Below are 20674 nucleotides of genomic sequence, written 5' to 3' on the forward strand. Positions count from 1 at the left end.
GGCCGCCCGGTTTAGTTAACCCAAAATACCACTTGCCATTGCGGGCGATCTGTCACCTAATCGTCATCTAACTGTCACGTTTCGGGCTCGTGGAGCGGTTTCTTTACGCTTTGTTGACCGCGGTCTGGAACGCTTGTATTAGGGTGTGCGTATGTATTGGCCCCGAGAAAATCCGGGCCTGCGTTGAGTTAGGGTCGACCGATGGCGATTGTTTCCCTCGCGAATGCGAAGGGGGGAGCCGGCAAGACAACGGCAGCCTTGCTGCTTGCCTGCGAATTGGCCCGGCGTGGCGATCGCGTTGCGGTTCTTGATTGCGATCCACTCGCCTGCATGACCGACTGGTTCCGCCACGGCTGCAACGATGGCAATCTCTTCGTTCTCTCCGGAGTCGCGACCACGACGCTCAGCGATCATCTCCGGCGGTTGCGCGGCCAGGTTGAGCACGTGATCATCGATCTCTCCGGGGCGGCCGACGTGCTGGTGGCGCTGGCGATCGGCCTTTCAGACCTGACACTGATCCCGGTACAGGGTTGCGTCATGGATGCGCGCGGCGCCATCCAGGTGCTGGACCTGATCCGCTACATCGAGAACAACGCGCGCGCCAACATCAACCATGCCGTGTTCCTGACCCGCGTCAACCCGATCGTCACGACGCGGGCGATGCGCCGGGTCAAGCTGCTGCTTTCGGAGAACCGTATCCGGCTCGTCGATACCCCGCTCGTCGAGCGCACCGCCTTCCGCGAACTGTTCGAACAGGGCGACACGCTCTCCTCGCTCGATCCCGCGAAGGTCAGCAATCTTGCCAAGGCGCAGGCCAACGCCCAGGCGTTTGCCAATGACGTGCTGATGCTGCTCAGCCCGGCAGGCGAGGAAGTACGGCACGGGCCGTTCTCGTCGATGTGCTATCGCGCCGGCAGGACGGCGGAGCCGGTTCCCGCGCGGGCCTGACACCGCTCTCGCCGGTTTTGCATCCCCTCGGCTTCGCCCGTCATACGTTGTCGAGGCGGGCCAACCGCCCCAGGTAGCCGCCATGATGGCGCGCGCCGTACTCGCTGCGGGTAAAGCCCCTGGCTTCCATGACAGCCATCGCGATGGCGTCGCTCACCGCCAGCATGACCGCGATGCTGGAGGTCGGCGTCATCCCGATCGGGCATCCCGCCTCTTCGACGTCTCCCATATTGAGGATGATGTCGCAGCTCTCCCGCAGAAGGGAATCCGGGTGCGAGGTTACGCCGATATGCTTCGTGACCCGGAGGTGGCTCGAAAGCTCGATGATCTCCAGCACTTCGCGGGACTTGCCGCTGGTGGAAAACGCGATCATCACGTCGTTCTTGCCGACCACGCCAAGGTCGCCATGTGCCGCTTCCGCGGGATGCAGGTAGACGGCCGGCGTGCCAGTCGAACACAGGGTTGCGGCGAACTTGTTGGCGATGTGGCCGGCTTTGCCGATCCCGGTCGTCAGCACTTTTCCCTGGCATTCCAGGATGACGCGGGCAGCCGCTTCGAAATGCTCATCGATCGCGACCGCAAGGATTGCCGAAGCCTCAGCTTCGAGAACCTGTCGCATACGTTGCCTGATATTCAAAGACATAGCCCCTTCCGCACGCAGATGAATGGACGGGCGGCCACAAGGACCGCGCCGCGTTTTCATACAACCTTTCTCTGCAAAAGGCATCTTGCAACCCGACGTAATCACCTCGACCGCTCCTGCGCGAGGCCGTTGAATTTCGCTCCTGCGGGCAGGGCTCGAACGGCCCGACTGTCAGGTTTGACGTGCCGGCGTTACCGTTTCGTTAACCATCTTCTGTAAGGTTTCGTTAAGAAGCGAACCACCAGCCCTGCGCTCCGTGGTTCGCGCGAAACATGCAGAGAATGGGGAATATCATGGCGGTCATCACTTTCGCCAATGCAAAGGGTGGCGCGGGCAAGACGACCGCGGCGCTGATCCTGTCGACGGAACTGGCGCGGCAGGGGCACCGGGTGGTCGTCCTCGATGCGGATCCGCAGCGCTGGATCACCAGCTGGTCGGAGGCTTCCGGCCATATCGCGAATCTCACCGTCATTTCGCACATCACGCCCGGCTCGCTCGAATGTCATATCCGCGAGGCGAAGGACGAGGCGGATTACATCGTCATCGATCTCGCGGGCGCCAAGGACCAGATCGTCGCGCTTGCGCTTGCCATCTCCGACCAGGTGCTGATCCCGGTGCAGGGCTGTGCCATGGACGCCAAGGGTGCGGCGCAGATCCTTGAGCTGATCCGCCAGATCCAGGACCGTTCGGGCCTCAGGATCAACCATTCGGTCGTGCTCACCCGCGTCAATTCGCTGGTCACCACGCGCGCGCTGCAGACGATCAAGGCGATGCTTTCCGAGCGCGGCGTCTCGGTGCTCGACACGCCGATCGTCGAGCGCGTCGCCTATCGCGAGATTTTCGACTGTGGCGGTACGCTGCAGACCATGGATCCGAACCGCGTCAGCAATCTCGACAAGGCGCGCGAAAACGCCGCAGCCCTTGCCAAGGAAGTGCAGGCGCTGATGCCGGTCAAGACGCGCCGCTCCTGGGCTGCGCGCATGCCGTCCTGGGCTTCGCGCAACGCCGCCTGATCCCCTGGCGTTCCACCGTTTATTGCGTATCAACCGGAATTGATATTCGTCAGTTCCGGTTGAGTTGTATTTCAGGCCTCGCGAAATAGCTGTTTCGCGTAAGGCTTCCTTTACCCTGCGCTTCTATCAGTGGCACAGGATACAGCTTGCCCCTGCGATCGCCGCTACGGGGTAACCAGCCGCCATGATTGCGGCCATGATCTCAGACGCTTCAGCGCCCTTGGTCCTGTCTCCATGATCCAGAAATGAGCATGCAGGGAAGTTCGCGCATGAAAACGGAACACGCCGCTGCCGGCACGCAAGACGTTGCCGGTCGTCTGAATTTCATGGCGCTTGATGACGCCGCCAAGACGAGCCTGAAGGCGCTGAAGCCGATCCTGGAAAAGGAACTGAAGCCCGCGCTCGACAAGTTCTACGTCAAGGTCAAGACGACGCCCGAGACCAAGCGCTTCTTCTCCTCCGACGCTCATATCGACCGCGCCAAGGGCGCGCAGGTCGGCCACTGGGCCAACATAGTCGATGCCAATTTCAACGAAGACTACAGCGCCAAGGTTCGCACCATCGGCCTGGTGCACGCCCGCATCGGGCTCGAGCCGCGCTGGTACATCGGCGGCTATGCGCTGGTCGCCGAGCATCTGATCACCGAAATCGTCAAGGCGCATTGGCCGAAGGCCGGCCTGTTCTCGCGTAAGGGGACCTCGGCCGAGGACATGGGCGCGATGCTGTCGAGCCTGATCAAGGGCGTCTTCCTCGACATGGACCTGTCGATCTCGGTCTACATGGACGCCTCCGACGTCACCAAGCAGCGCGCGGTGCAGGAAGAAGTGCTGGCCGCCGAACGCGCGCTGATCAGCAAGACCTTCGGCGCGGCGCTGAAGAAGATCGCCGATGGCGACCTGACGGCGCGCATCGGCGAGGACCTGCCGGTTGCCTATCAGGAACTTGGCGAAAACTTCAACCATGCGATCGGCGAGCTTGCGCGCGCGATCGGCGGCATCGGGGCCGGTGCCATCCAGATCCACACCAGCGCCAAGGAGATCGCGGCGGCTGCCGACGATCTCGCCAAGCGCACCGAGCGCCAGGCCGCCAACCTCGAAGAGACGGCCGCGGCCGTCGAGCAGGTGACGCGCACGGTCAAGCAGACGGCCGAAGGCGCCAACCAGGCGAATTCGACCGTGATTGCGGCACGCGCCAATGCCGAACAGAGCGGCGAGATCGTCAGCCACGCGATCGAGGTGATGCAGGAGATCCAGGCATCGTCTGCCAGCATCGCCCGGATCGTCGATGTCATCGACGAGATCGCCTTCCAGACCAACCTTCTGGCGCTCAATGCCGGCATCGAGGCCGCACGTGCCGGCGAGGCGGGCAGGGGGTTTGCCGTCGTCGCTTCGGAAGTCCGGGCACTGGCGCAACGCTGCGCCGATGCCGCCAAGGACATCCAGGGGCTGATCGCCAAGTCGCGCGGCCAGGTGGACGACGGCGTAAACTCCGTCAACCAGGTGGCCCAGTCGCTGCAGCAGATCGTTGCCCAGGTCGTCGAAGTCAGCTCCGTCTTCGGCGCTATCCGGGCCAGCACCGCCGAACAGGCAACCGGCCTGCAGGAGGTCAACACCGCCATCACCCAGATGGACCAGATCACCCAGCAGAATGCCGCGATGGTCGAACAGGCCAATGCCGCCAGCCAGGCGCTGACGGGCGAAGCCGAACACATCGCCACCCGCCTGCGCGCCTTCCGCACGTCCGGCCAGGTGCAGGTCAGCGCCGCTTCGGGTTATCGCGCAGCGGCGTAATCGCGCCGTCCGCTTGAAAAACAACGCCTCGGGTCAGGGATGAGCCGAGGCGTTTTGGTTCGTTGAGTTGGCGGTTTTGCCGAAGAGACCAGCTTTAGGACGGACGGAGCGCCGCGCAAGCCTTGCGGATTGACCGCGAGTTCCTGCCTAAAGCTTGCGAAACATCACGAAGGCGTCGACGTAGCCGAGCGAAGGGTGAAGGAATGCCTCCGGAACCCGGCCGACGATATCAAATCCGAGCGACTGCCACAGCCGCACGGCGCGTTCGTTGCTGCTGACGACGAAGTTGAACTGCATGGCCCGGAAACCTCTTGCGCGAGCGTGGGCGAGAGAGTGCTCATGCATCCGGCGGGCCACGCCTCGGCCACTTGCCTTTGCGTCTGTCATGTAGCCGCAGTTGCAGACATGCTGTCCGTCGCCCGTCCGGTTCGCCCGGATATAGTAGGTGCCTAAAATCAGGCCATCTTCTTCCGCGACGAACGTTTCTCGATCCGAAGCCATCCAGTAAGCCAGCGCATCGCTTTCGCTCAGGTCGCGGTCCAGCGTATAGGTCTCGCCCGCGCGGATCGTCGGACGAATTATGTCCCAGATGGCGCTTCGATCGTCGGGGACTGCGGGACGGATTATGATTGCGGCACCTGCTGTCGGCACGAGCGTACGCCACGCGCTTATCGCAAGCATGGGCGCGCTGCAATTGCTTTCATTGGTCCGCTGGCTGCTGCCTCCAGATGAGCTTGTGTTGCACGACCGTGCTGTTCTTGCGCCGATGTCCGTCTGGACCGAGGGCGATCATCTGGTGCTCCGGCAGTGTCTTTCGCGGCTGTCGCCAGGCTATGCGGGCACGTAGGTCAGCCTCACCACATCCTCGCCAATCCGGTCATGAGAGATCAGGCGCAGCCGCGGGCGCGGGCCGGCGAAATAGGGGTTGCCGTGACCGAGCACGACCGGGTGCAGGTAGATCCGGTACTCGTCGATCAAGCCAAGTTCGGTGAGGCTGTGCGCCAGGACCGGGCCCGCCACTTCGATCTCGCCGTCGTGTTCGGCCTTCAGCTTGCGCACTGCGTCGCCAAGGTCACCGTCGATGAGCCGGGCATTGGGGCCGACGGATGGCGAGGAGCGCGAGGCGACCCACTTCGGCTGCTTTCGCCACGCGGCTGCGAAAGCCTGTCTGTCGGCATCCCACTCGGGATGTTCGTCGTCCCAGTAGCGCATGATCTCGTAGATACGCCGTCCGTACAGGCTGCCCGTCTGCTGTTCGGCCTCCTTGATGAAGTGGCGGAAGAGTGTGAGGCTTGGCGCAAACTCCATGTGGTCGACGTAGCCGTCCAGCGACTGGTTCATTCCGAACACGAGCTTAGCCATGGCCAGTTCCTTGTCTTGAATGGCGCGTTCTAACGGGTCTGCTTGCGATGTGCGATACGTTGAGGCTAAGCTGACTGATCTCAAATCGCAAGCGGTTTTTGCGCTTCGATCTCGAAGTGCACTGCCGTGCGTGCGCCACCAGCGGTCGCTGGCTGCGCTACCGCGAATTGGCCGCTGTCGGCAGCCTGCGCTTCGTCACGGCCTTTTCAAGGTGCTGATCGTACCAGCGATCGGGGAACTTGATGTCCCACATGTGGCGGCGCAGCGTTTCCGCCTCGATATCCTGATATCTCAGTTCCTCCAGCCGAAGCAGAAGCAGCATATGATCGCTAATGACGATCAGCCGGGCGTGGTTTCCGACCTGGAGCAGTGCCGGGCGTAATGCCGCGTAGGATTTGAAGCCGAACGAAGCGGCGATTGCCTCATCCAGGTGCGATGACCGGATCTGAGGGTAACGGTCCCGAAGGGACTTCTTCAGGGCGGCGACGTTGGACGGCGAGAACCTGAGCTGCGGGTTCAGCATGAGACGATCCGATGTTCGTGGTCGAAGTCTGCCGATTACGCTTCGACGTTGATGAACATGGTCGTCGACAAAAGTTCCGCGTCCCTTCAACCCGGCAGCAGGTTCGGATGGGCACCCGCGACGGACGCTACACCTCAGGGTTTCAATATTCAAGACGCGTCAGTACGGGCCGGAACGGTCTGTTCCGTGCCTCGCCTTAAAACCGCCGGTCGATGAAGTGCTTGGCCTGGGCGCCTGCGTGGTAGAAGGCGGACTTCACGCCGCGCCAGGTGTCCGGGGTCACGGGCGTTTCGGCGAGCGGGATCGCCGAGGTTTCGCCGGTGACGTGGCTGGCAAGGGCGCGACCGAAGACGGTGCCCGGTGCAATGCCGCGGCCGTTGTAGCCGCTGACGGAGACGACGTTCTCGGCGAGCGTGTGCATGGCCGGCAGGTTGTTGGTGGTCATGCCGATGCGGCCGTCCCACCAGTACTCGAAGCGGAACTCGCCAAGGAACGGGAAGAGCTTGCGCACGGAGCGGGCGGCAAAGGCGCGATGCGTACCTTCGGCCATCGCGTCGAGCCGGCCGATCGAGCCGAAAATCAGCCGGTTCTGCTGGTCCATGCGGAAGGAGGTCATGACAAGGCCGGTGTCCCAGGTGCCCTGACGTTCGGGCAGGATGCGCTTGGCGATGGCGTCCGGCAGCGGATTGGTGGCGAACTGGAAATAGGGCAGGATCGTCAGTTCCTGCGTGTGCGCCTGCCAGGGGCTTTCGGCGAAGAGGCCGCCATAGGCATTGGTGGCGAGGATCACCTGCTTGGCGCGCACGACATTGTTGCCGGCCTTCAGCACCCAGCTGTCGCCCTGGCGCTCGGCACCCGTCAATGGCGTGTCGGTGTAGATCTCGGCGCCGGCGGCAAGCGCCGCACGGGCAAGCCCGCGGGCATAGGCGAGCGGCTGGATGGTGCCGGCGCGGCGGTCGAGCAGGGCGCCGGAAAAGCCTTCAGCACCGGTGAGCGCGTGCGCGCGCTCGGCCGAGAGCGCCTCGACCGGGGCGCCGCGCTTCTGCCACTGTGCTTCACGGTCCTTGATCTCGGTGATGCCTTCGCTGCCGACGGCCATGTGCAGCGTGCCGTTGCGCACCGCTTCGCAGACGATCCCGTGTTTTTCGACGAGCGCATAGACCATGGAGGGCCCGTCGCCGAGCTCGCTCAGCAGCCGGTTGCCGGCCTCGGGGCCGAGCGTCGAGATCAGGTCGTCTGGCTTCACCCACATGCCGGCATTGACGAGGCCGACATTGCGGCCGGAGCCGCCGAAGCCGATCATCTTGGCTTCGATGACCGTTGCCTTCACGCCTTTTTCGGCCAGGTGCAGTGCTGCGGAAAGGCCGGTAAAGCCGCCGCCGATGATCGCCACATCGGTCGTCAGGTCCTGGCCGAGAGGCCTGGTCTCAGGGGCGGCCGGTGCCGTCGCATGCCAGAGGTTGGGCAGGGTGCGCTCCGTCGCCATTCAGGCCATCCTTCAAGTGCGGCCGCAGGTCGGCCATTGTCATAGAGATATCCGGTGATAGCCGATTGCCGGAAAAATTCTCATGACAATGTTTCATGAAGTCATGATGGACGGGGAGGGCGGGAGCGGGGTGTTGCAGCCGGCGCTTGAAAAAGAACCGCAGCTGGGTCGTCGGCAGCTGCGGTCTTCGTAAATGGATAGGTCTGAAACGATTTAGCCGACGGGTCGGCACAAAGACATTTAACAAGAGTGCCTTGTCGTGGATGGTCAACCAGGCAACCCCATCATCTATGCTGCAGACGCGAAGTCACTCACCCAATTGGGGGAAACGTGCAAAAAATGCCAAAAAAACAACGCTCCGCCTGAGGGCGGCGGCCGGTTCGTCAGTCGACGAACTCGACCGTGACGCCGGTGCTCACCATCTTGGCAAGTTCCGTCGCGTCCCAGTTGGTCAGGCGCACGCAGCCATGGCTCTGGGTCTTGCCGATCTTCGATGGTTCCGGCGTGCCGTGAATGCCGTAGGTGGGCTTCGAAAGCGCGATCCAGACCGTGCCGACAGGGCCGTTCGGGCCGGGCTGCAGGGTCAGGACCTTGTCGTTGTTGCCCTGCTTGAAGTTGATCTTCGGATTGTAGGTGTAACCCGGATTGAGCGCGATGCGCTCGACATTGACCGTGCCTGACGGAGACGGCGTGTCGGACGAGCCGATCGTTGCCGGATAGGCAGCAATCAGCTTGCCGGCGTCGTCATAGGCAAGCACCTGCTTGCGCGCCTTGTCGGCGAGGATGCGGGCGACCTTGCCGGTCTTGTTGGCGCCGGGGTTGATCACCTTGATGATCGTGCCCGGAATGGTGAAATCGACGCCCGGGTTCAGCTCGCGCAGATAGGCCTCGTCCATGTGGAACTTCTCGCCGAGCATTTCCGTCGTCGAGGTGAAGGACATGTGCGGAAGCTGCGCCTTGTGCGCGTAATCCTCGGGGATCGACGCGACATAGGGGCCCGCGGCATCGGCAGCCGTGATCGTGTAGCTGGTGATCGGCATGCCGCCGTTCATGCGCAGCCGCTCGAGAATGTCGTCGGTATTGTTGGGATCGAGCGTTTCGCCCGTTGATTGCTGCCAGGCCTCGATCGCCTTGGTGACGTTCGAGCCCATCTTGCCGTCGATCACGCCGGGCGAGAAACCTTCGCGGTCGAGGAAGACCTGCAGCGCGGTGATTTCGGCGCGCGACTTCGACTTGACCGAGATCGCCGGTGGCATCGACGGACCCGCCGGTCTGCTGTCGTTTGGATCGATCGATGCTTCCTGTGTACCGTCGATCAGGCCCGGCAGGCTGTTTGGCAAGTCGTTGCCGTCGGTCGACGGCGGCACCACGTCGCGGTAATCCGGAATCGAGCCGGTGGTGACCTCGCCGGGTTCGGAGTACCCGTAGCCGCGCTCGGTTTCCCGGTAGCGCCGGTTGGAATAGATATCCACGTCACCCTGACGGCGGTAGCCGCCATAGTCGCCCTGGCGGTTGCCGCCGTAGTCGCGTTGACGTCCACGATTGTTGGGCACCACGGTTGCGACCACATTGCCCCAGTTGTCGATCAGAAGCGTGCGGCCGCGGCTGTCGCGCATCGTCTGCACTTCGTCGGAGCGGGGCACATAGTCGAGGATTTCGCCATCGGGCGTGACCAGCATGACGTCTTCGCCATAGCGATTGTAGCCGCGATAGTCCTGTGCGAAGGCGGCCGTCAGATCCACGGCAAGAAAGCCGACTGCGGCGAGGAGCGAGAGGCCTGTGCGGGTCGCTGACGTCACGAGAGAACCTGTTTTCATTGTAGTGAGTGTGGCGCGGTACATTTCGATTTCGACGTTAATGTGAAAAAAATGAATTCATCATGAACGAGCGGTTAAATTCTATCTAGGCGGTGCAATGCCGGGCTTCAACCGGTGAATTACACCTCTCCTCAGCTATCATCTCTTTGTGATTGCAGTGATTCTGCGGCCGATTTGAGGAAGAGGACATGCTGAAAACGCTGAGAGAACCTCAGGAGCCCCAGGAAATTCATGTGCTGTTCGACCGGCTTTCGGCGCTCGACATCGCCGCCTTCGTCGTCGACGGCGTCGACCTGTCGCCGGGCGCTGCGATCCCGTCCGATGGCGACCCGAGGATCGACCGGGCGCTCGCCGGCTTTCTCTTTACCTGCGGGCCGGACCATATCCGCCATCCCGAGGCGATCGAAGGCGGTGCGGAGGGCGCGCGCTATCCGCTGCACGGCTCACTGGCCGGGACCGCGGTCAGCCATACGGAGATGGCGGGCGACGGGGCCGAGTGTACGGCGACGATCGATGTGGCGCTTGCGGGTGGCGGGCAGGCTCGCGTCGAGCGGCGCTGGCGGATCGATGCCGCGCGGCACGAAGTGGTGCTCGAGGATCGCGTCGTCAATTCCGGCGTCACCGCCTTTCCGCCAATGATGATGTACCACCTCAACATCGGCGGCCGGCTGCTCGGGGACGAGACCCGTCTCGTCAGCGCGTCGCTCGCGGACGGTAAGAGCGCCTGGCGCTTCGGCACGGGCGAGAGCGCGCATTTCTGCCTGCCGGCGGCCATCGGTTCGGATGGCTGGTCGGAGGTCACGCTTGCAGGCCTTGACGGTCTCGCCGGGCGAAGCCTGAACGTGCGGTTCCGGGCCGATACTTTGCCCTTCCTGCAGATGTGGCGCTGCCAGCGCGGCGCGGCGGATGTGATCAGCATCGAACCGGTGTCGCACCGGATCGCCAAGCGGCCGGAACTGGCTGCGGCCGGCGAGTTGGTTCCGCTTTCGCCGGGGGAGGCGCGGAGCTATGCCGTCGCCTTCTCGGTTGTCTGATCGTCTATCGCGACGCTGCGGCTTTTGATTGACGGGAGCGGAGGCTGCGCCTACATCAGAGGCCGAGAAAATTGCCTTAGGGAAGACGACCATGGACATCCGCCAGATCAACGACGAATACTCGGTCACCGGCCAGATCACGGTCGAGGATCTCGACCAGGTCAAGGCGCTCGGCTTCAAGTCCATCGTCTGCCACCGCCCGGACTTCGAGGCGCCGGACCAGCCGACTTTTGATTCCATTGCCGCGCGCGCCGAAGAACTGGGCATCGAAACCAAGCACATTCCGGTCGGTCCGATGGGCGTGACCGCCGATGCCGTGAAGAGCATGGTCGACGCGCTCGACGAGTTCCAGCGGCCGATGCTCGGCTATTGCCGTTCGGGTGCGCGCTCGACTGCCGTCTACCAGCAGACCCAGCATATCCGCGGCTGAGCCACGCAAAATCTAAACTCTCGCGCTCGGCCACATCGTTCCATCTGACAGTGGAGGATCGGCATGGCCGAAGCGCATATCATTTCGCGCGCGCAATGGGCAAGCGAGCCCTACGCCTGGAAGGGCGAAAGCGGCGCCTATGGCGCCGGCCTCTCGGTGATCTTCGTTTCAACGGATGAGATCGGCTACGGGCCGAAGCTGCACCGCCATCCCTATCCCGAAACCTTCATCGTGCGCGTCGGCCGCGCCCGCTTCACCGTGGGCGACCGGACCATCGACGCCGAGGCGGGCCAGATCGTCGTGGCGCCGGCCAATGTGCCGCATAAGTTCGAGAACCTCGGTCCGGGACGGCTGGAGACGACCGACCTGCACGAGGCCGGTGCGTTTTCGACCGAGTGGCTGGAGTAGGCGGAAGTACGGTTCTCAGCCTTTGGTGGGATAGGATGTAGGCTTTTCCAGCGCGGCAGACGTGGCGCTGCTGGATTCCTGTGACGAGTACGGGAATCCAGCAGCGGCGCGTCTGCGCCGTGATCGACCATTTCATAAGAGCAGCTTTCCGCTCAGCCGTTGCGGATATCCGTCAGCGTGCGCGTCGGGGTGATCGCTTCGGGATCGAGCTTGATCTCGATGATCGCCGGCTTGCCGCTGGCGCGCGCCCTCAGGAACGCGTCGGCGAACTCTTCCGTCTTCTCGACCGTCTCGCCATGGCCGCCATAGGCACGGGCAAGGGCTGCAAAGTCCGGGTTGGTGAGGTCGGTGGCGCTGACGCGGCCGGGATAATCACGCTCCTGGTGCATGCGGATCGTGCCGTAGATGCCGTTGTTGACGACAACGGTGATGATCGGCAGGCGGTAGCGCACGGCGGTCGCGAATTCCTGCCCGTGCATCAGGAAGCAGCCATCGCCGGCAAAGCAGATGACTTCACGATCCGGATGCAGCTGCTTGGCGGCGACCGCCGCCGGCAGGCCGTAACCCATCGAGCCGGAGGCGGGGGCCGCCTGCGTGGCATAACGACGGAAGCGGTGGAAACGGTGCACCCAGGTGGCGTAGTTGCCGGCACCGTTGGTGAAGATCGTATCCTCAGGCACATTCGCCTCGATCCAGTTCATGATCGGGCCCATCTTTACTGCGCCCGGGCCGGTTTCCGGCGGGGTCGACCACTTGAGATAGGCGGCGTGCATGATCTCGGTGCGCTCCGACCAGGTCGGTTCGCTTGGCGGTGCAAGGCCTTCAAGCGCGGCGACGAAGTCGCGCGGGCTGGCGGCGATCGCCAGTTCCGGCCGGTAGACGCGGCCGAGTTCGGAACTGTCGGGATGCACATGCACCAACGTCTGGCGCGGGTAGGGGCTGTCCATCAGCGTGTAGCCGGAGGACGGCATTTCCGAGAAACGGCCGCCGACAAGCAGGATGAGATCCGCTTCCTTGACCTCCTTTGCCAGTGCCGGGTTGATGCCGATGCCGACGTCGCCGGCATAGTTCGGGTGCAGGTGATCAAACAGCATCTGGCGGCGGAAGGAGCAGCCGACCGGCAGCTTCCAGCGCTCGGCGAAGCGCTGGAATTCGGCGACGCTTGCTGCCGTCCAGCGGGTGCCGCCGAGAATGGCGATCGGCCGCTTGGCCGCGCTCAGCATTTCGCCGAGCCGGTTGACCTGCGCCGGGCCCGGATGACCCTCGACCGGCTGGTAAGGCTTGGCGGCAGGCGCCTCTGCGCTGCGCGTCAGCATGTCCTCCGGCAGCGTCAGCACGACAGGGCCGGGGCGGCCTGACGTGGCGACCGCGAAGGCGCGGGTGACGAATTCCGGAATGCGGGCGGGATCGTCGATCTCGCCCACCCATTTGGCGACCTCGGTAAAGGCGCGGCGGTATTCGATTTCCTGGAAGGCCTCGCGCTCGCGCGCCTCGCTCTGCACCTGGCCGATGAAGAGGATCATCGGGATCGAATCCTGCTTGGCGACATGGAGGCCGGCCGATGCGTTGGTCGCGCCGGGGCCACGGGTCACCATGCAGATGCCGGGCTCGCCGGTCAGCCGCCCCCAGGCGTCGGCCATCATCGCGGCCCCGCCTTCCTGGCGGCAGACGAGCACGTCGATGTCGGTGTCGTAGAGCGCGTCGAGCACGGCGAGATAGCTTTCCCCCGGCACGCAGGCGATGCGCTTCACCCCGTTGGCGACGAGCGCGTCGACGATGAGCTGACCTCCAGTTTTCATGATATTCCTCCCGATGGTCTTTCTTTTGTTTTCAGATTGGCTTTTGTTTTCAGATGGCTGTGTTGTCAGATGGCTGGCGACACCGGAGCGACGCTCGTGTCCTTGTGCACGCGGCGCTCGCGCCAGATGATGTAGAGGCCGGAGCCGATGATGATGGCAATGCCGAGCCACTTCAGCGCGTCGGGCAGGTCGCCGAAGACGAGCCAGCCGAAGATCGTGGCAGAGACGATTTCGAGATATTGCAGCGGCGCCAGCACCGAGGCAGGCGCAGCGCGATAGGCATAGACGCCGAGCACGCCTGATATGGTGGCGGTGACGCCGACGCCGAGCAGGTAATACCAAGTGTAACCTTCCGGCCAGACCGGATCGAAAATGCCGGAGCCGGTGCCTTCGCCGAAATAGAGCAGCACGAGACAGAAGAGCGCGCCCCAGACGCCGGCGTGAAACTGCATCGACCAGGGGTCCTCGTTCTGCGCCACCATGCGGGTAACGAGCAGGAACACGGCAAGGCCGAAGGCGGCAACGACAGGCAGTAGGGCAATCCAGCCGACTTCCTGCATGCTCGGCTGGATGACGAGCAGCGCGCCGAAGAAGCCGACGCCGCAGGCGGTGTAGCGCCGCCAGCCGATGGTCTCCCTCAGGAATATGCTGCCGAGGATCGTCAGGATGATCGGCTCGACGAAGAAGATCGCGATCGCATCGGCGACCTCCATGACCTTCAACGTGGTGATGAAGGAGAGCATGGTCACGACCAGGAGCCCGCCGCGCAACGCGTGCAGGCCGGTCTTCTTCCAGGTGAGATCGAACAGGCTGCCACGGACAAGCACGATCGGCAGGATGAAGACGACCTGCAGCAGAAAGCGCACGGCGGTGATTTCGGCTGACGGGACGGTGGCGATCGCAAGCTTGGCGAAGATGTCGATCAGCGGCGACAGCAACACCGAGATCACCATCAGCGTCAGCCCGAAGGAGATGCGGTTGTGGTCGGCGGCGATCCTGGGAAGCGACATGTCGGCCATGATAATTCCGGTCAGCGCCGCCCTGCGACGGCGCGCAAGCACCAGGCGGCAAAGTCTGCCGTCGCCTGTTCCCGGCCGATTTCGTTCAGCGTTTCGTGGCGCATGCCGTCATAGACGGTGACGGTAACGTCTCTGAGGCCCGCCGCCTTCATCTTCGTGCCGAGCCAGCGGATGGCGTTGCCCATCTCGGTCGACGGATCGGCGCTGCCGCCAACGAGATGGATGGGCAGGTCTTTCTTCAGCCGCGCCAGCCGCTCGGGCCGGGGGCCATCGAAGGACAGCCGGAACAGGTCGAGCCAGAGCGAGACGGTGGCATCGGAGCCACAGAGCGGGTCGGCGGCATATTTCGCGACCTCGGCATCGTCGCGCGACAGCCAGTCGAGATCGGTCTTGCGATCCTTGATCGCGCCGCCCCACATGCCGAAGGTGAGCTTGGTCAGGAGCGGGCTCGGCACGTCAGATCCCTTGAGCGCCTTTTCGACCTTCAGGATCGCCTGCCCGCCGCGGCCGGCAAGGCCCGGGCGGAAGTTGGAGTTCCAGACGGCGAGCGCATCATAGAGGCCGGGATCGGTCTCGGCGGCGTTGAGCGCAATCAGCCCGCCCATGGAATGGCCAAAGAGGATGACCGGCAGACCCGGATGGGCGGCGGTCGCGATCGCGCGAATGGCACGGATATCGGCAAACACCTTGTCGAGGCCGTCGCGGTTGGAGAACATGCCGAGCGGCGCGTCGGGCGCGCGCGTCGCGCCATGGCCGCGATGGTCGTGGGCATAGACGTGGAAGCCGTGTGCTGCCATTGCTTCGGCAAAGCGGGCATAACGACCGGAATGTTCACTTAGGCCATGGCTCAAGAGAAGAATGCCGCGGGCATCGGCTGTTGCCGGCACGTGGCGCCAGCTCAAGCTGGCACCGGTCGGGCTTTGATGTGTCTTCACCTGCCCGAACATCTCTACTCCCGGAAACAATCGACAGACCTCAGCGATTTCAAATCGATTTGCACGGCAAAGGCAATCGCCGCTTGTTGATCGTTGCGCATGAGGTCACAAGCGATTTGACGGCAAGCGCATTAGGAGTTGCAATTTTCCCGTTTTGAGCGATATTCGTTCCTGTTTTGTTTTCTCGGGAGGATGCCATGATGAGTTTCTTTAAAGCGATGTCGGGTTCTGTGGCGGGCGTCGTGGCCGCGTTGGTGCTGTTGCTTGCGCCCGCCGCCTTTGCTGCCGGTGAGGAACGCGCGGACCAAGGGGCTGCCGAAGGGACTGCGAGCCGAACCCAATATGTATTGGCGGTCAGCTGGCAGCCCGGTTTCTGCGAGACACGGCCGCAGCGCAAGGAATGCGAGAGCCAGACGGCGGAACGCTTCGATGCCACCAACCTCTCGCTGCACGGCCTGTGGCCGCTGCGCAAGAGCTATTGCGGGGTCGCGGCCGAGGTGCGGGCGACCGACCGCAAGGGCAGTTGGCTGGAGTTGCCGAAGCTTGCCATGGCCGACGACACGGCGGCGCGGCTGCTGATCGCCATGCCGGGCGTGCAGTCCGGTCTCGACCGGCACCAGTGGCTGCGAAGCGGTACCTGCCAGAGCGGCTCGGTCGACGACTATTTCTCGGTGCAACTGCGCATGCTGGAAGAGCTCAACCGCTCGGCGGTCGGGGCACTTTTCCGCCAGCGTGTCGGCGCGGAACTCGATGAGGCGACGATCAAGCAGGCCTTCGACCAGAGCTTTGGCGCTGGCGCCGGCGACCGGGTGCGCATGCGCTGCCAGACGGTTCAGGGCCGCAGCATCATCACCGGGCTGACGATCGGGCTCACCGGTGACGTCATGAAGGCGGCGACCCTCGGGCCGCTGATCCAGGCGGCGGGCGCGACCGAGTTCAAGTGCGCCAAGGGTATCGCCGATGCCGCCGGTCGCGGGTAGGGCGTTTTGCCCGGTTGGGCATGTCAGCGCTTAAGGTGCGGCCTTCACGGAGCCGGCTTGTGGCGCCTCCCGGTGCGGCATGCCGGGCGTGCCGATTGGGATGCTCGTTTTGGGATAGGCGGGGGCGGATGCCTTTGATCATTGCCCCCTTCCACTAATTCGCCTACATAGCGGGCAAATTTCCTTATCCCTGCGGAGCATTCCCTCATGGCACGTCAGTTCATCTATCATATGGCCGGGCTTAATAAGTCCTACGGCGCGAAGAAGGTTCTCGAGAACGTTCATCTGTCGTTCTACCCGGACGCCAAGATCGGTATTCTCGGCCCGAACGGCGCCGGTAAGTCGACGGTTCTACGCATCATGGCCGGCCTCGACAAGGAGTTCACCGGCGAAGCCTGGGTGGCCGAGGGTGCGACCGTCGGCTATCTGCCGCAGGAGCCGCAGCTCGATCCGACGAAGACGGTGCTTGAAAACGCCATGGAAGGCGTTGCCAAGAAGAAGGCGATCGTCGACCGCTACAACGAACTGATGATGAACTATTCCGACGAGACGGCGGAAGAGGGCGCCAAGCTCCAGGATATCATCGACAGCCAGAACCTCTGGGATCTGGAAAGTCAGGTCGAAATGGCCATGGAAGCGCTGCGCTGCCCGCCGGGCGACGCGGAAGTCACCAACCTGTCGGGCGGTGAAAAGCGCCGCGTTGCGCTCTGCAAGCTCTTGCTCTCGCAGCCGGACCTGCTGCTCCTCGACGAACCGACCAACCACCTCGACGCCGAGACGATCGCCTGGCTCGAAAAGCACCTGCGCGAGTATCCGGGCGCCGTGCTGATGATCACCCACGACCGTTACTTCCTCGACAACGTCACCGGCTGGATCCTCGAACTCGACCGCGGCCGCAGCATCCCCTACGAGGGCAACTACTCGGCCTACCTGGTTGCGAAGGCCAAGCGCATGCAGCAGGAAGGTCGCGAAGAGGCGTCCCGCCAGAAGGCGATCGCTCGCGAACAGGAATGGATCGCATCCAGCCCCAAGGCTCGTCAGGCCAAGTCCAAGGCGCGTATCCGCTCCTATGACGAACTGGTCAACGCGGCGGAAAACCAGCGTCCCGGCGACGCGCAGATCATCATCCCGGTCGGCGAACGTCTCGGCCAGGTGGTCATCGAGATGGAAGGCGTCACCAAGGGGTATGGCGATCGCCTGCTGATCGACGGCCTGTCGCTGAAGCTGCCGCCGGGCGGCATCGTCGGCATCATCGGCCCGAACGGCGCCGGTAAGACGACGCTCTTCCGCATGATCACCGGCCAGGAACAGCCCGACAGCGGCTCGATCCGCATCGGTGATACCGTGCACCTCGGCTATGTCGACCAGAGCCGCGACGCGCTCGACGGCAACAAGACCGTCTGGGAAGAAATCTCCGGCGGTGCTGAAGTCATCAAGCTCGGCAAGCACGAGATGAACTCGCGCGCCTATTGCTCGACCTTCAACTTCAAGGGCGGCGACCAGCAGCAGAAGGTCGGCAACCTCTCTGGCGGTCAGCGCAACCGCGTTCACCTCGCCAAGATGCTAAAGAACGGCGGCAACGTGTTGCTGCTCGACGAACCGACCAACGACCTCGACACCGAGACGCTGGCAGCGCTCGAAATCGCGCTCGAAAACTTCGCCGGTTGCGCCGTTATCATCAGCCACGACCGCATGTTCCTCGACCGCCTGGCAACGCACATCCTCGCCTTTGAAGGCGACAGCCAGGTCGAGTGGTTCGAAGGCAACTTCGAAGACTACGAGAAGGACAAGATCCGCCGCCTCGGCCCGGATTCGGTCAACCCGAAGCGCGTTACCTACAAGCGCCTGACGCGCTAACTCGCAATCGGCGCCGCCACGTTGCGGCGCGGGAGTATGCGGCGTCCGTTAAAGCGGGCGCCGCACGAATGGTTCAAGGAACGGGCGAGGCGCAGGCTTCGCCCGTTTTCCTTTGCCACCGATCGCTAAATCCGGCCAAGGGCTGTTTGCGTACGGGGTTCGTTTGTCGCCGTGGCCGCGCCTCAGCCGCACTTGCAGGACGCTCCGGAGGCGTGGCGAACCGCTCGGCAGTTGCCGTCCCGATGCCGGACGCGAGCAGGGCGTTTGCGGGTTTTTGTGCCGCTGCGGCGAGGCGGGTAACCAAACAGGGCGCGGCGTGTCTGGGGCAGGCCGAGGCCCGGATAGCGGGGCTCGCTACCGGGAAGGGTGTCAAGTCTGTCTCGAGTGAGTGGCGTTGCCCTTCTTCGGATGGTGAAGCAGGCCTGTTGAGACGGCCCCTGCAGGCCTCCTGACGTGCCGCCTGAAGCATCGCTTGTGGCGCATGGCGTCCATGCACAAGCTTCTATTCCGCCGGCGCCATTGTTTGGTCTCTCCGCGCAAATCCGCTTGCGTCACCACCGCAAATCACATAAACATATCTTTATGTGTTGATGGGGATCGCTATGGCTCTGCAGAGAGAACTGGGTCTGGATGCGTTGGTGGACGTGCTGAAGGCGGCGGGCGAGCCGACCCGCATGCGTCTCGTCGCGCTTCTCGCCGCCGGCGATCTGACCGTCACCGATCTTACCGAAATTCTCGGTCAATCGCAGCCACGCATTTCCAGGCATCTGAAGCTCTTGGCGGAGGTCGAGCTGATCGACCGCTACCAGGAGGGCGCCTGGGCCTATTTCCGCCTCCGTCAGGACGGTGCCCGGGTCGGGCTCGTGCGGGCGATGCTGGCTTCCGCTTCGGCCGACGACGCGGTGCTTGCGCGTGACGCGGCCCGGCTCACCACCTTGAAGAAGGCGCGGTCGGAAAAGGCGCAGGCCTATTTCAGCCGAAACGCCGCCGGTTGGGACGAGCTTCGCCGCCTGCATGTCAGCGAGCGCGACGTCGAGGCGAAGCTGCGCGAGATGGTCGGCGACGAGCCGGTCGAAAGCCTGCTCGATCTCGGCACCGGCACGGGTCGCATCCTGCAGCTCTTCGAGGGCCTCTATCGCCGCGGCATCGGCGTCGACGCCAGCCGCGACATGCTGGCGGTGGCGCGCTCCAATCTCGACCGTGCCGGCATCACCAAGGCGTCGATCCGCCATGGCGACATCTTCAACCTGCCGCTCGATGGCCAGACCTTCGACCTCGTCACCATTCACCAGGTGCTGCATTTCCTCGAGGAGCCGGAAGCGGCGATCGCGGAAGCCGCGCGCATGCTGATGCCGGGCGGACGGCTGGTCATCATCGACTTCGCGCCGCATGGGCTTGAGCATCTGCGCGACGAGCACGCCCATGCGCGCCTCGGCTTCTCGCACCAGGCGATGGCCGATTGGCTGGCGAAGGCTGGCCTTGTGCTCGAAAAGACCACGGATCTTTCGCCTGAGGGGGCGAATGATGGAAAACTGACGGTGACGATCTGGCTCGCGCGTGATCGGCGGGCCGTGAACGAGAATGAAACGCCGCGGCCGCGTGTCCAGGCGGGGGGAGTATGAATATGACGGCACAGACGCTTTACCCGGCCGAACGCGGCAATCTCCGGCTCTCCTTCGAATATTTCCCGCCCAAGACCGACGAAATGGAAGCGCAGCTCTTCCAGACGGCAGACGACCTTTCGGTCTTCGGCCCGGCCTTCATCACCGTCACCTACGGCGCCGGCGGCTCGACCAAGGCGCGTTCGCTGACGACGGTCCGGCGGCTGATCGCGGAGAGCGGCTTTGCCAATACCGCCGCGCACCTGACCTGCGTCGGCGCGCCGAAGGCGGAAGTCGATGCGGTCATCGACGAGTATCTCAGCTTCGGCGTCCGCCACTTCGTGGCGCTGCGTGGCGATCCGCAGGGTGGCATCGGCAGCACCTACCAGCCGCATCCCGAGGGTTACGCCAGCAGCACCGACCTCGTGCGGGCGATCCGTGCGCGTGGCGACGACATCGAGATTTCCGTCTCCTCCTATCCGGAGAAGCACCCGGAGAGCCCTGACGTGGCCGCTGACATCGACATGCTGAAGCGCAAGGTCGACGCGGGCGCAACCCGGGCGCTGACCCAGTTCTTCTTCGACAACAACGATTTCGAGCGCTATCTCGAAAGGGTGCGGCGCGCCGGCGTCAACATCCCGATCGTTCCGGGCATCCTGCCGATCAACAATCTGGCGCAGGTGCAGAAGTTTGCCGGCCTCTGTGGCGCCACCGTGCCGGAGGCGATCGTTACGCGGCTCGCGCATCTCGAGGACCAGCCGGTCGAGCGCTTCAAGGAGGCGACGCACATTGCCGCCGAGCAGATCGTCGATCTCGCCCGGCGTGGTGTACGCGACTTCCATATCTATACGATGAATCGCACGCCGCTGGTGACAGCCGTGCTGGATCTCGTCGGTTTCGAACGGGTCGGCGTGGAAGCGGCGGGCGCGATCGATGCACCGCTGATGGTGGCGGCCGGCGCGGCCGCCTGACTGTCGCCCGCACTTTTGCGACGGGCGAGGGCCGCTCCGCTGTCTTGAACTTGCGCAT

The 20674-nt window shown here is 63.7% G+C and carries 19 protein-coding genes; 10 read left to right on the forward strand and 9 right to left on the reverse strand.

Annotated elements, in window-relative coordinates; genetic code table 11:
* The first annotated feature begins 201 nt into the window (after nt 1-201).
* Nucleotides 202-948 (forward strand): ParA family protein, encoded by a 747-nt coding sequence (locus tag JVX98_RS08535; protein WP_205238312.1) that lies wholly within the window; start codon nt 202-204, stop codon nt 946-948.
* 40 nt (nt 949-988) lie between these two features.
* Here JVX98_RS08535 and JVX98_RS08540 read toward each other — a convergent pair whose 3' ends face one another.
* Complete coding sequence (locus JVX98_RS08540; protein ID WP_246764979.1) at nt 989-1591, reverse strand: SIS domain-containing protein; 603 nt, start codon at nt 1589-1591, stop codon at nt 989-991.
* 293 nt (nt 1592-1884) lie between these two features.
* On the opposite strand from JVX98_RS08540, the gene JVX98_RS08545 reads away from it, so the two are divergent.
* Both JVX98_RS08545 and JVX98_RS08550 read left to right on the forward strand, forming a co-directional pair.
* On the forward strand, nt 1885-2604 hold the full coding sequence (locus JVX98_RS08545) for a ParA family protein (RefSeq protein WP_205238313.1): 720 nt from the start codon (nt 1885-1887) through the stop codon (nt 2602-2604).
* Nucleotides 2605-2873: 269 nt separating this feature from the next.
* On the forward strand, nt 2874-4394 hold the full coding sequence (locus JVX98_RS08550; protein ID WP_192446771.1) for a globin-coupled sensor protein: 1521 nt from the start codon (nt 2874-2876) through the stop codon (nt 4392-4394).
* A gap of 147 nt (nt 4395-4541) precedes the next feature.
* On the opposite strand, the gene JVX98_RS08555 is transcribed toward JVX98_RS08550, so the two are convergent.
* From JVX98_RS08555 to JVX98_RS08575, 5 genes are all read right to left on the reverse strand, one after another.
* Entirely contained in the window at nt 4542-5024 is a 483-nt protein-coding gene (locus JVX98_RS08555; RefSeq protein WP_205239408.1) for a GNAT family N-acetyltransferase, read from the reverse strand.
* 201 nt (nt 5025-5225) lie between these two features.
* Nucleotides 5226-5756 carry a dihydrofolate reductase family protein gene (locus tag JVX98_RS08560; protein WP_192446770.1) on the reverse strand — a complete coding sequence of 177 codons (531 nt, stop codon included), beginning with the start codon at nt 5754-5756 and terminating at the stop codon, nt 5226-5228.
* 157 nt (nt 5757-5913) lie between these two features.
* On the reverse strand, nt 5914-6279 hold the full coding sequence (locus JVX98_RS08565; RefSeq protein ID WP_205238314.1) for a hypothetical protein: 366 nt from the start codon (nt 6277-6279) through the stop codon (nt 5914-5916).
* A 196-nt stretch (nt 6280-6475) separates the two neighbouring features.
* Nucleotides 6476-7765, reverse strand: a complete 1290-nt coding sequence (locus tag JVX98_RS08570) for an FAD-binding oxidoreductase (RefSeq protein WP_205238315.1) — start codon at nt 7763-7765, stop codon at nt 6476-6478.
* Between the two features lie 383 nt (nt 7766-8148).
* Complete coding sequence (locus JVX98_RS08575; RefSeq protein WP_205238316.1) at nt 8149-9606, reverse strand: L,D-transpeptidase; 1458 nt, start codon at nt 9604-9606, stop codon at nt 8149-8151.
* Nucleotides 9607-9770: 164 nt separating this feature from the next.
* On the opposite strand from JVX98_RS08575, the gene JVX98_RS08580 reads away from it, so the two are divergent.
* The 3 genes from JVX98_RS08580 (at nt 9771) to JVX98_RS08590 (ending at nt 11454) form a co-directional block, all read left to right on the forward strand.
* A complete protein-coding gene (locus JVX98_RS08580) occupies nt 9771-10616 on the forward strand; it encodes a DUF4432 family protein (RefSeq protein WP_205238317.1) in 846 nt (281 codons plus the stop codon).
* Nucleotides 10617-10707: 91 nt separating this feature from the next.
* Entirely contained in the window at nt 10708-11046 is a 339-nt protein-coding gene (locus tag JVX98_RS08585) for a TIGR01244 family sulfur transferase (RefSeq protein ID WP_043615821.1), read from the forward strand.
* Between the two features lie 63 nt (nt 11047-11109).
* Nucleotides 11110-11454: a cupin domain-containing protein gene (locus JVX98_RS08590; protein WP_205238318.1), complete on the forward strand. Its 345-nt coding sequence runs from the start codon at nt 11110-11112 to the stop codon at nt 11452-11454.
* Nucleotides 11455-11606: 152 nt separating this feature from the next.
* Here JVX98_RS08590 and JVX98_RS08595 read toward each other — a convergent pair whose 3' ends face one another.
* From JVX98_RS08595 to JVX98_RS08605, 3 genes are all read right to left on the reverse strand, one after another.
* Entirely contained in the window at nt 11607-13253 is a 1647-nt protein-coding gene (locus JVX98_RS08595) for a thiamine pyrophosphate-binding protein (protein WP_192446763.1), read from the reverse strand.
* 65 nt (nt 13254-13318) lie between these two features.
* Complete coding sequence (locus JVX98_RS08600) at nt 13319-14263, reverse strand: DMT family transporter (RefSeq protein WP_371826556.1); 945 nt, start codon at nt 14261-14263, stop codon at nt 13319-13321.
* Nucleotides 14264-14283: 20 nt separating this feature from the next.
* Complete coding sequence (locus tag JVX98_RS08605; RefSeq protein WP_205238320.1) at nt 14284-15219, reverse strand: alpha/beta fold hydrolase; 936 nt, start codon at nt 15217-15219, stop codon at nt 14284-14286.
* Between the two features lie 188 nt (nt 15220-15407).
* Here JVX98_RS08605 and JVX98_RS08610 point away from each other — a divergent pair, with 188 nt between their 5' ends.
* The 4 genes from JVX98_RS08610 to metF all read left to right on the forward strand — a co-directional run bounded on the left by JVX98_RS08610 (nt 15408) and on the right by metF (nt 20616).
* Nucleotides 15408-16187 (forward strand): ribonuclease T2, encoded by a 780-nt coding sequence (locus JVX98_RS08610; RefSeq protein WP_246764980.1) that lies wholly within the window; start codon nt 15408-15410, stop codon nt 16185-16187.
* A 207-nt stretch (nt 16188-16394) separates the two neighbouring features.
* Entirely contained in the window at nt 16395-18044 is a 1650-nt protein-coding gene (gene ettA / locus JVX98_RS08615; RefSeq protein WP_034792366.1) for an energy-dependent translational throttle protein EttA, read from the forward strand.
* A gap of 602 nt (nt 18045-18646) precedes the next feature.
* A complete protein-coding gene (locus tag JVX98_RS08620) occupies nt 18647-19666 on the forward strand; it encodes a metalloregulator ArsR/SmtB family transcription factor (RefSeq protein WP_043615837.1) in 1020 nt (339 codons plus the stop codon).
* Between the two features lie 2 nt (nt 19667-19668).
* Nucleotides 19669-20616, forward strand: coding sequence for a methylenetetrahydrofolate reductase [NAD(P)H] (gene metF / locus JVX98_RS08625; protein ID WP_192446760.1), 948 nt, complete (start codon nt 19669-19671; stop codon nt 20614-20616).
* Nucleotides 20617-20674 lie beyond the last annotated feature (58 nt).

The sequence above is a fragment of the Ensifer sp. PDNC004 genome (assembly GCF_016919405.1).
Lineage (GTDB): Bacteria > Pseudomonadota > Alphaproteobacteria > Rhizobiales > Rhizobiaceae > Ensifer.

What these genes read in the sequence shown, in the direction of transcription:
- JVX98_RS08535 (WP_205238312.1), top strand. Translation starts at nt 202, where the DNA reads ATGGCGATTGTTTCCCTCGCGAATGCGAAGGGGGGAGCCGGCAAGACA.
- JVX98_RS08540 (WP_246764979.1), bottom strand. Translation starts at nt 1,591, where the DNA reads ATGTCTTTGAATATCAGGCAACGTATGCGACAGGTTCTCGAAGCTGAG.
- JVX98_RS08545 (WP_205238313.1), top strand. Translation starts at nt 1,885, where the DNA reads ATGGCGGTCATCACTTTCGCCAATGCAAAGGGTGGCGCGGGCAAGACG.
- JVX98_RS08550 (WP_192446771.1), top strand. Translation starts at nt 2,874, where the DNA reads ATGAAAACGGAACACGCCGCTGCCGGCACGCAAGACGTTGCCGGTCGT.
- JVX98_RS08560 (WP_192446770.1), bottom strand. Translation starts at nt 5,756, where the DNA reads ATGGCTAAGCTCGTGTTCGGAATGAACCAGTCGCTGGACGGCTACGTC.
- JVX98_RS08565 (WP_205238314.1), bottom strand. Translation starts at nt 6,279, where the DNA reads ATGCTGAACCCGCAGCTCAGGTTCTCGCCGTCCAACGTCGCCGCCCTG.
- JVX98_RS08570 (WP_205238315.1), bottom strand. Translation starts at nt 7,765, where the DNA reads ATGGCGACGGAGCGCACCCTGCCCAACCTCTGGCATGCGACGGCACCG.
- JVX98_RS08575 (WP_205238316.1), bottom strand. Translation starts at nt 9,606, where the DNA reads ATGTACCGCGCCACACTCACTACAATGAAAACAGGTTCTCTCGTGACG.
- JVX98_RS08580 (WP_205238317.1), top strand. Translation starts at nt 9,771, where the DNA reads ATGCTGAAAACGCTGAGAGAACCTCAGGAGCCCCAGGAAATTCATGTG.
- JVX98_RS08585 (WP_043615821.1), top strand. Translation starts at nt 10,708, where the DNA reads ATGGACATCCGCCAGATCAACGACGAATACTCGGTCACCGGCCAGATC.
- JVX98_RS08590 (WP_205238318.1), top strand. Translation starts at nt 11,110, where the DNA reads ATGGCCGAAGCGCATATCATTTCGCGCGCGCAATGGGCAAGCGAGCCC.
- JVX98_RS08595 (WP_192446763.1), bottom strand. Translation starts at nt 13,253, where the DNA reads ATGAAAACTGGAGGTCAGCTCATCGTCGACGCGCTCGTCGCCAACGGG.
- JVX98_RS08600 (WP_371826556.1), bottom strand. Translation starts at nt 14,263, where the DNA reads ATGTCGCTTCCCAGGATCGCCGCCGACCACAACCGCATCTCCTTCGGG.
- JVX98_RS08605 (WP_205238320.1), bottom strand. Translation starts at nt 15,219, where the DNA reads ATGTTCGGGCAGGTGAAGACACATCAAAGCCCGACCGGTGCCAGCTTG.
- JVX98_RS08610 (WP_246764980.1), top strand. Translation starts at nt 15,408, where the DNA reads ATGAGTTTCTTTAAAGCGATGTCGGGTTCTGTGGCGGGCGTCGTGGCC.
- ettA (WP_034792366.1), top strand. Translation starts at nt 16,395, where the DNA reads ATGGCACGTCAGTTCATCTATCATATGGCCGGGCTTAATAAGTCCTAC.
- JVX98_RS08620 (WP_043615837.1), top strand. Translation starts at nt 18,647, where the DNA reads ATGGCTCTGCAGAGAGAACTGGGTCTGGATGCGTTGGTGGACGTGCTG.
- metF (WP_192446760.1), top strand. Translation starts at nt 19,669, where the DNA reads ATGACGGCACAGACGCTTTACCCGGCCGAACGCGGCAATCTCCGGCTC.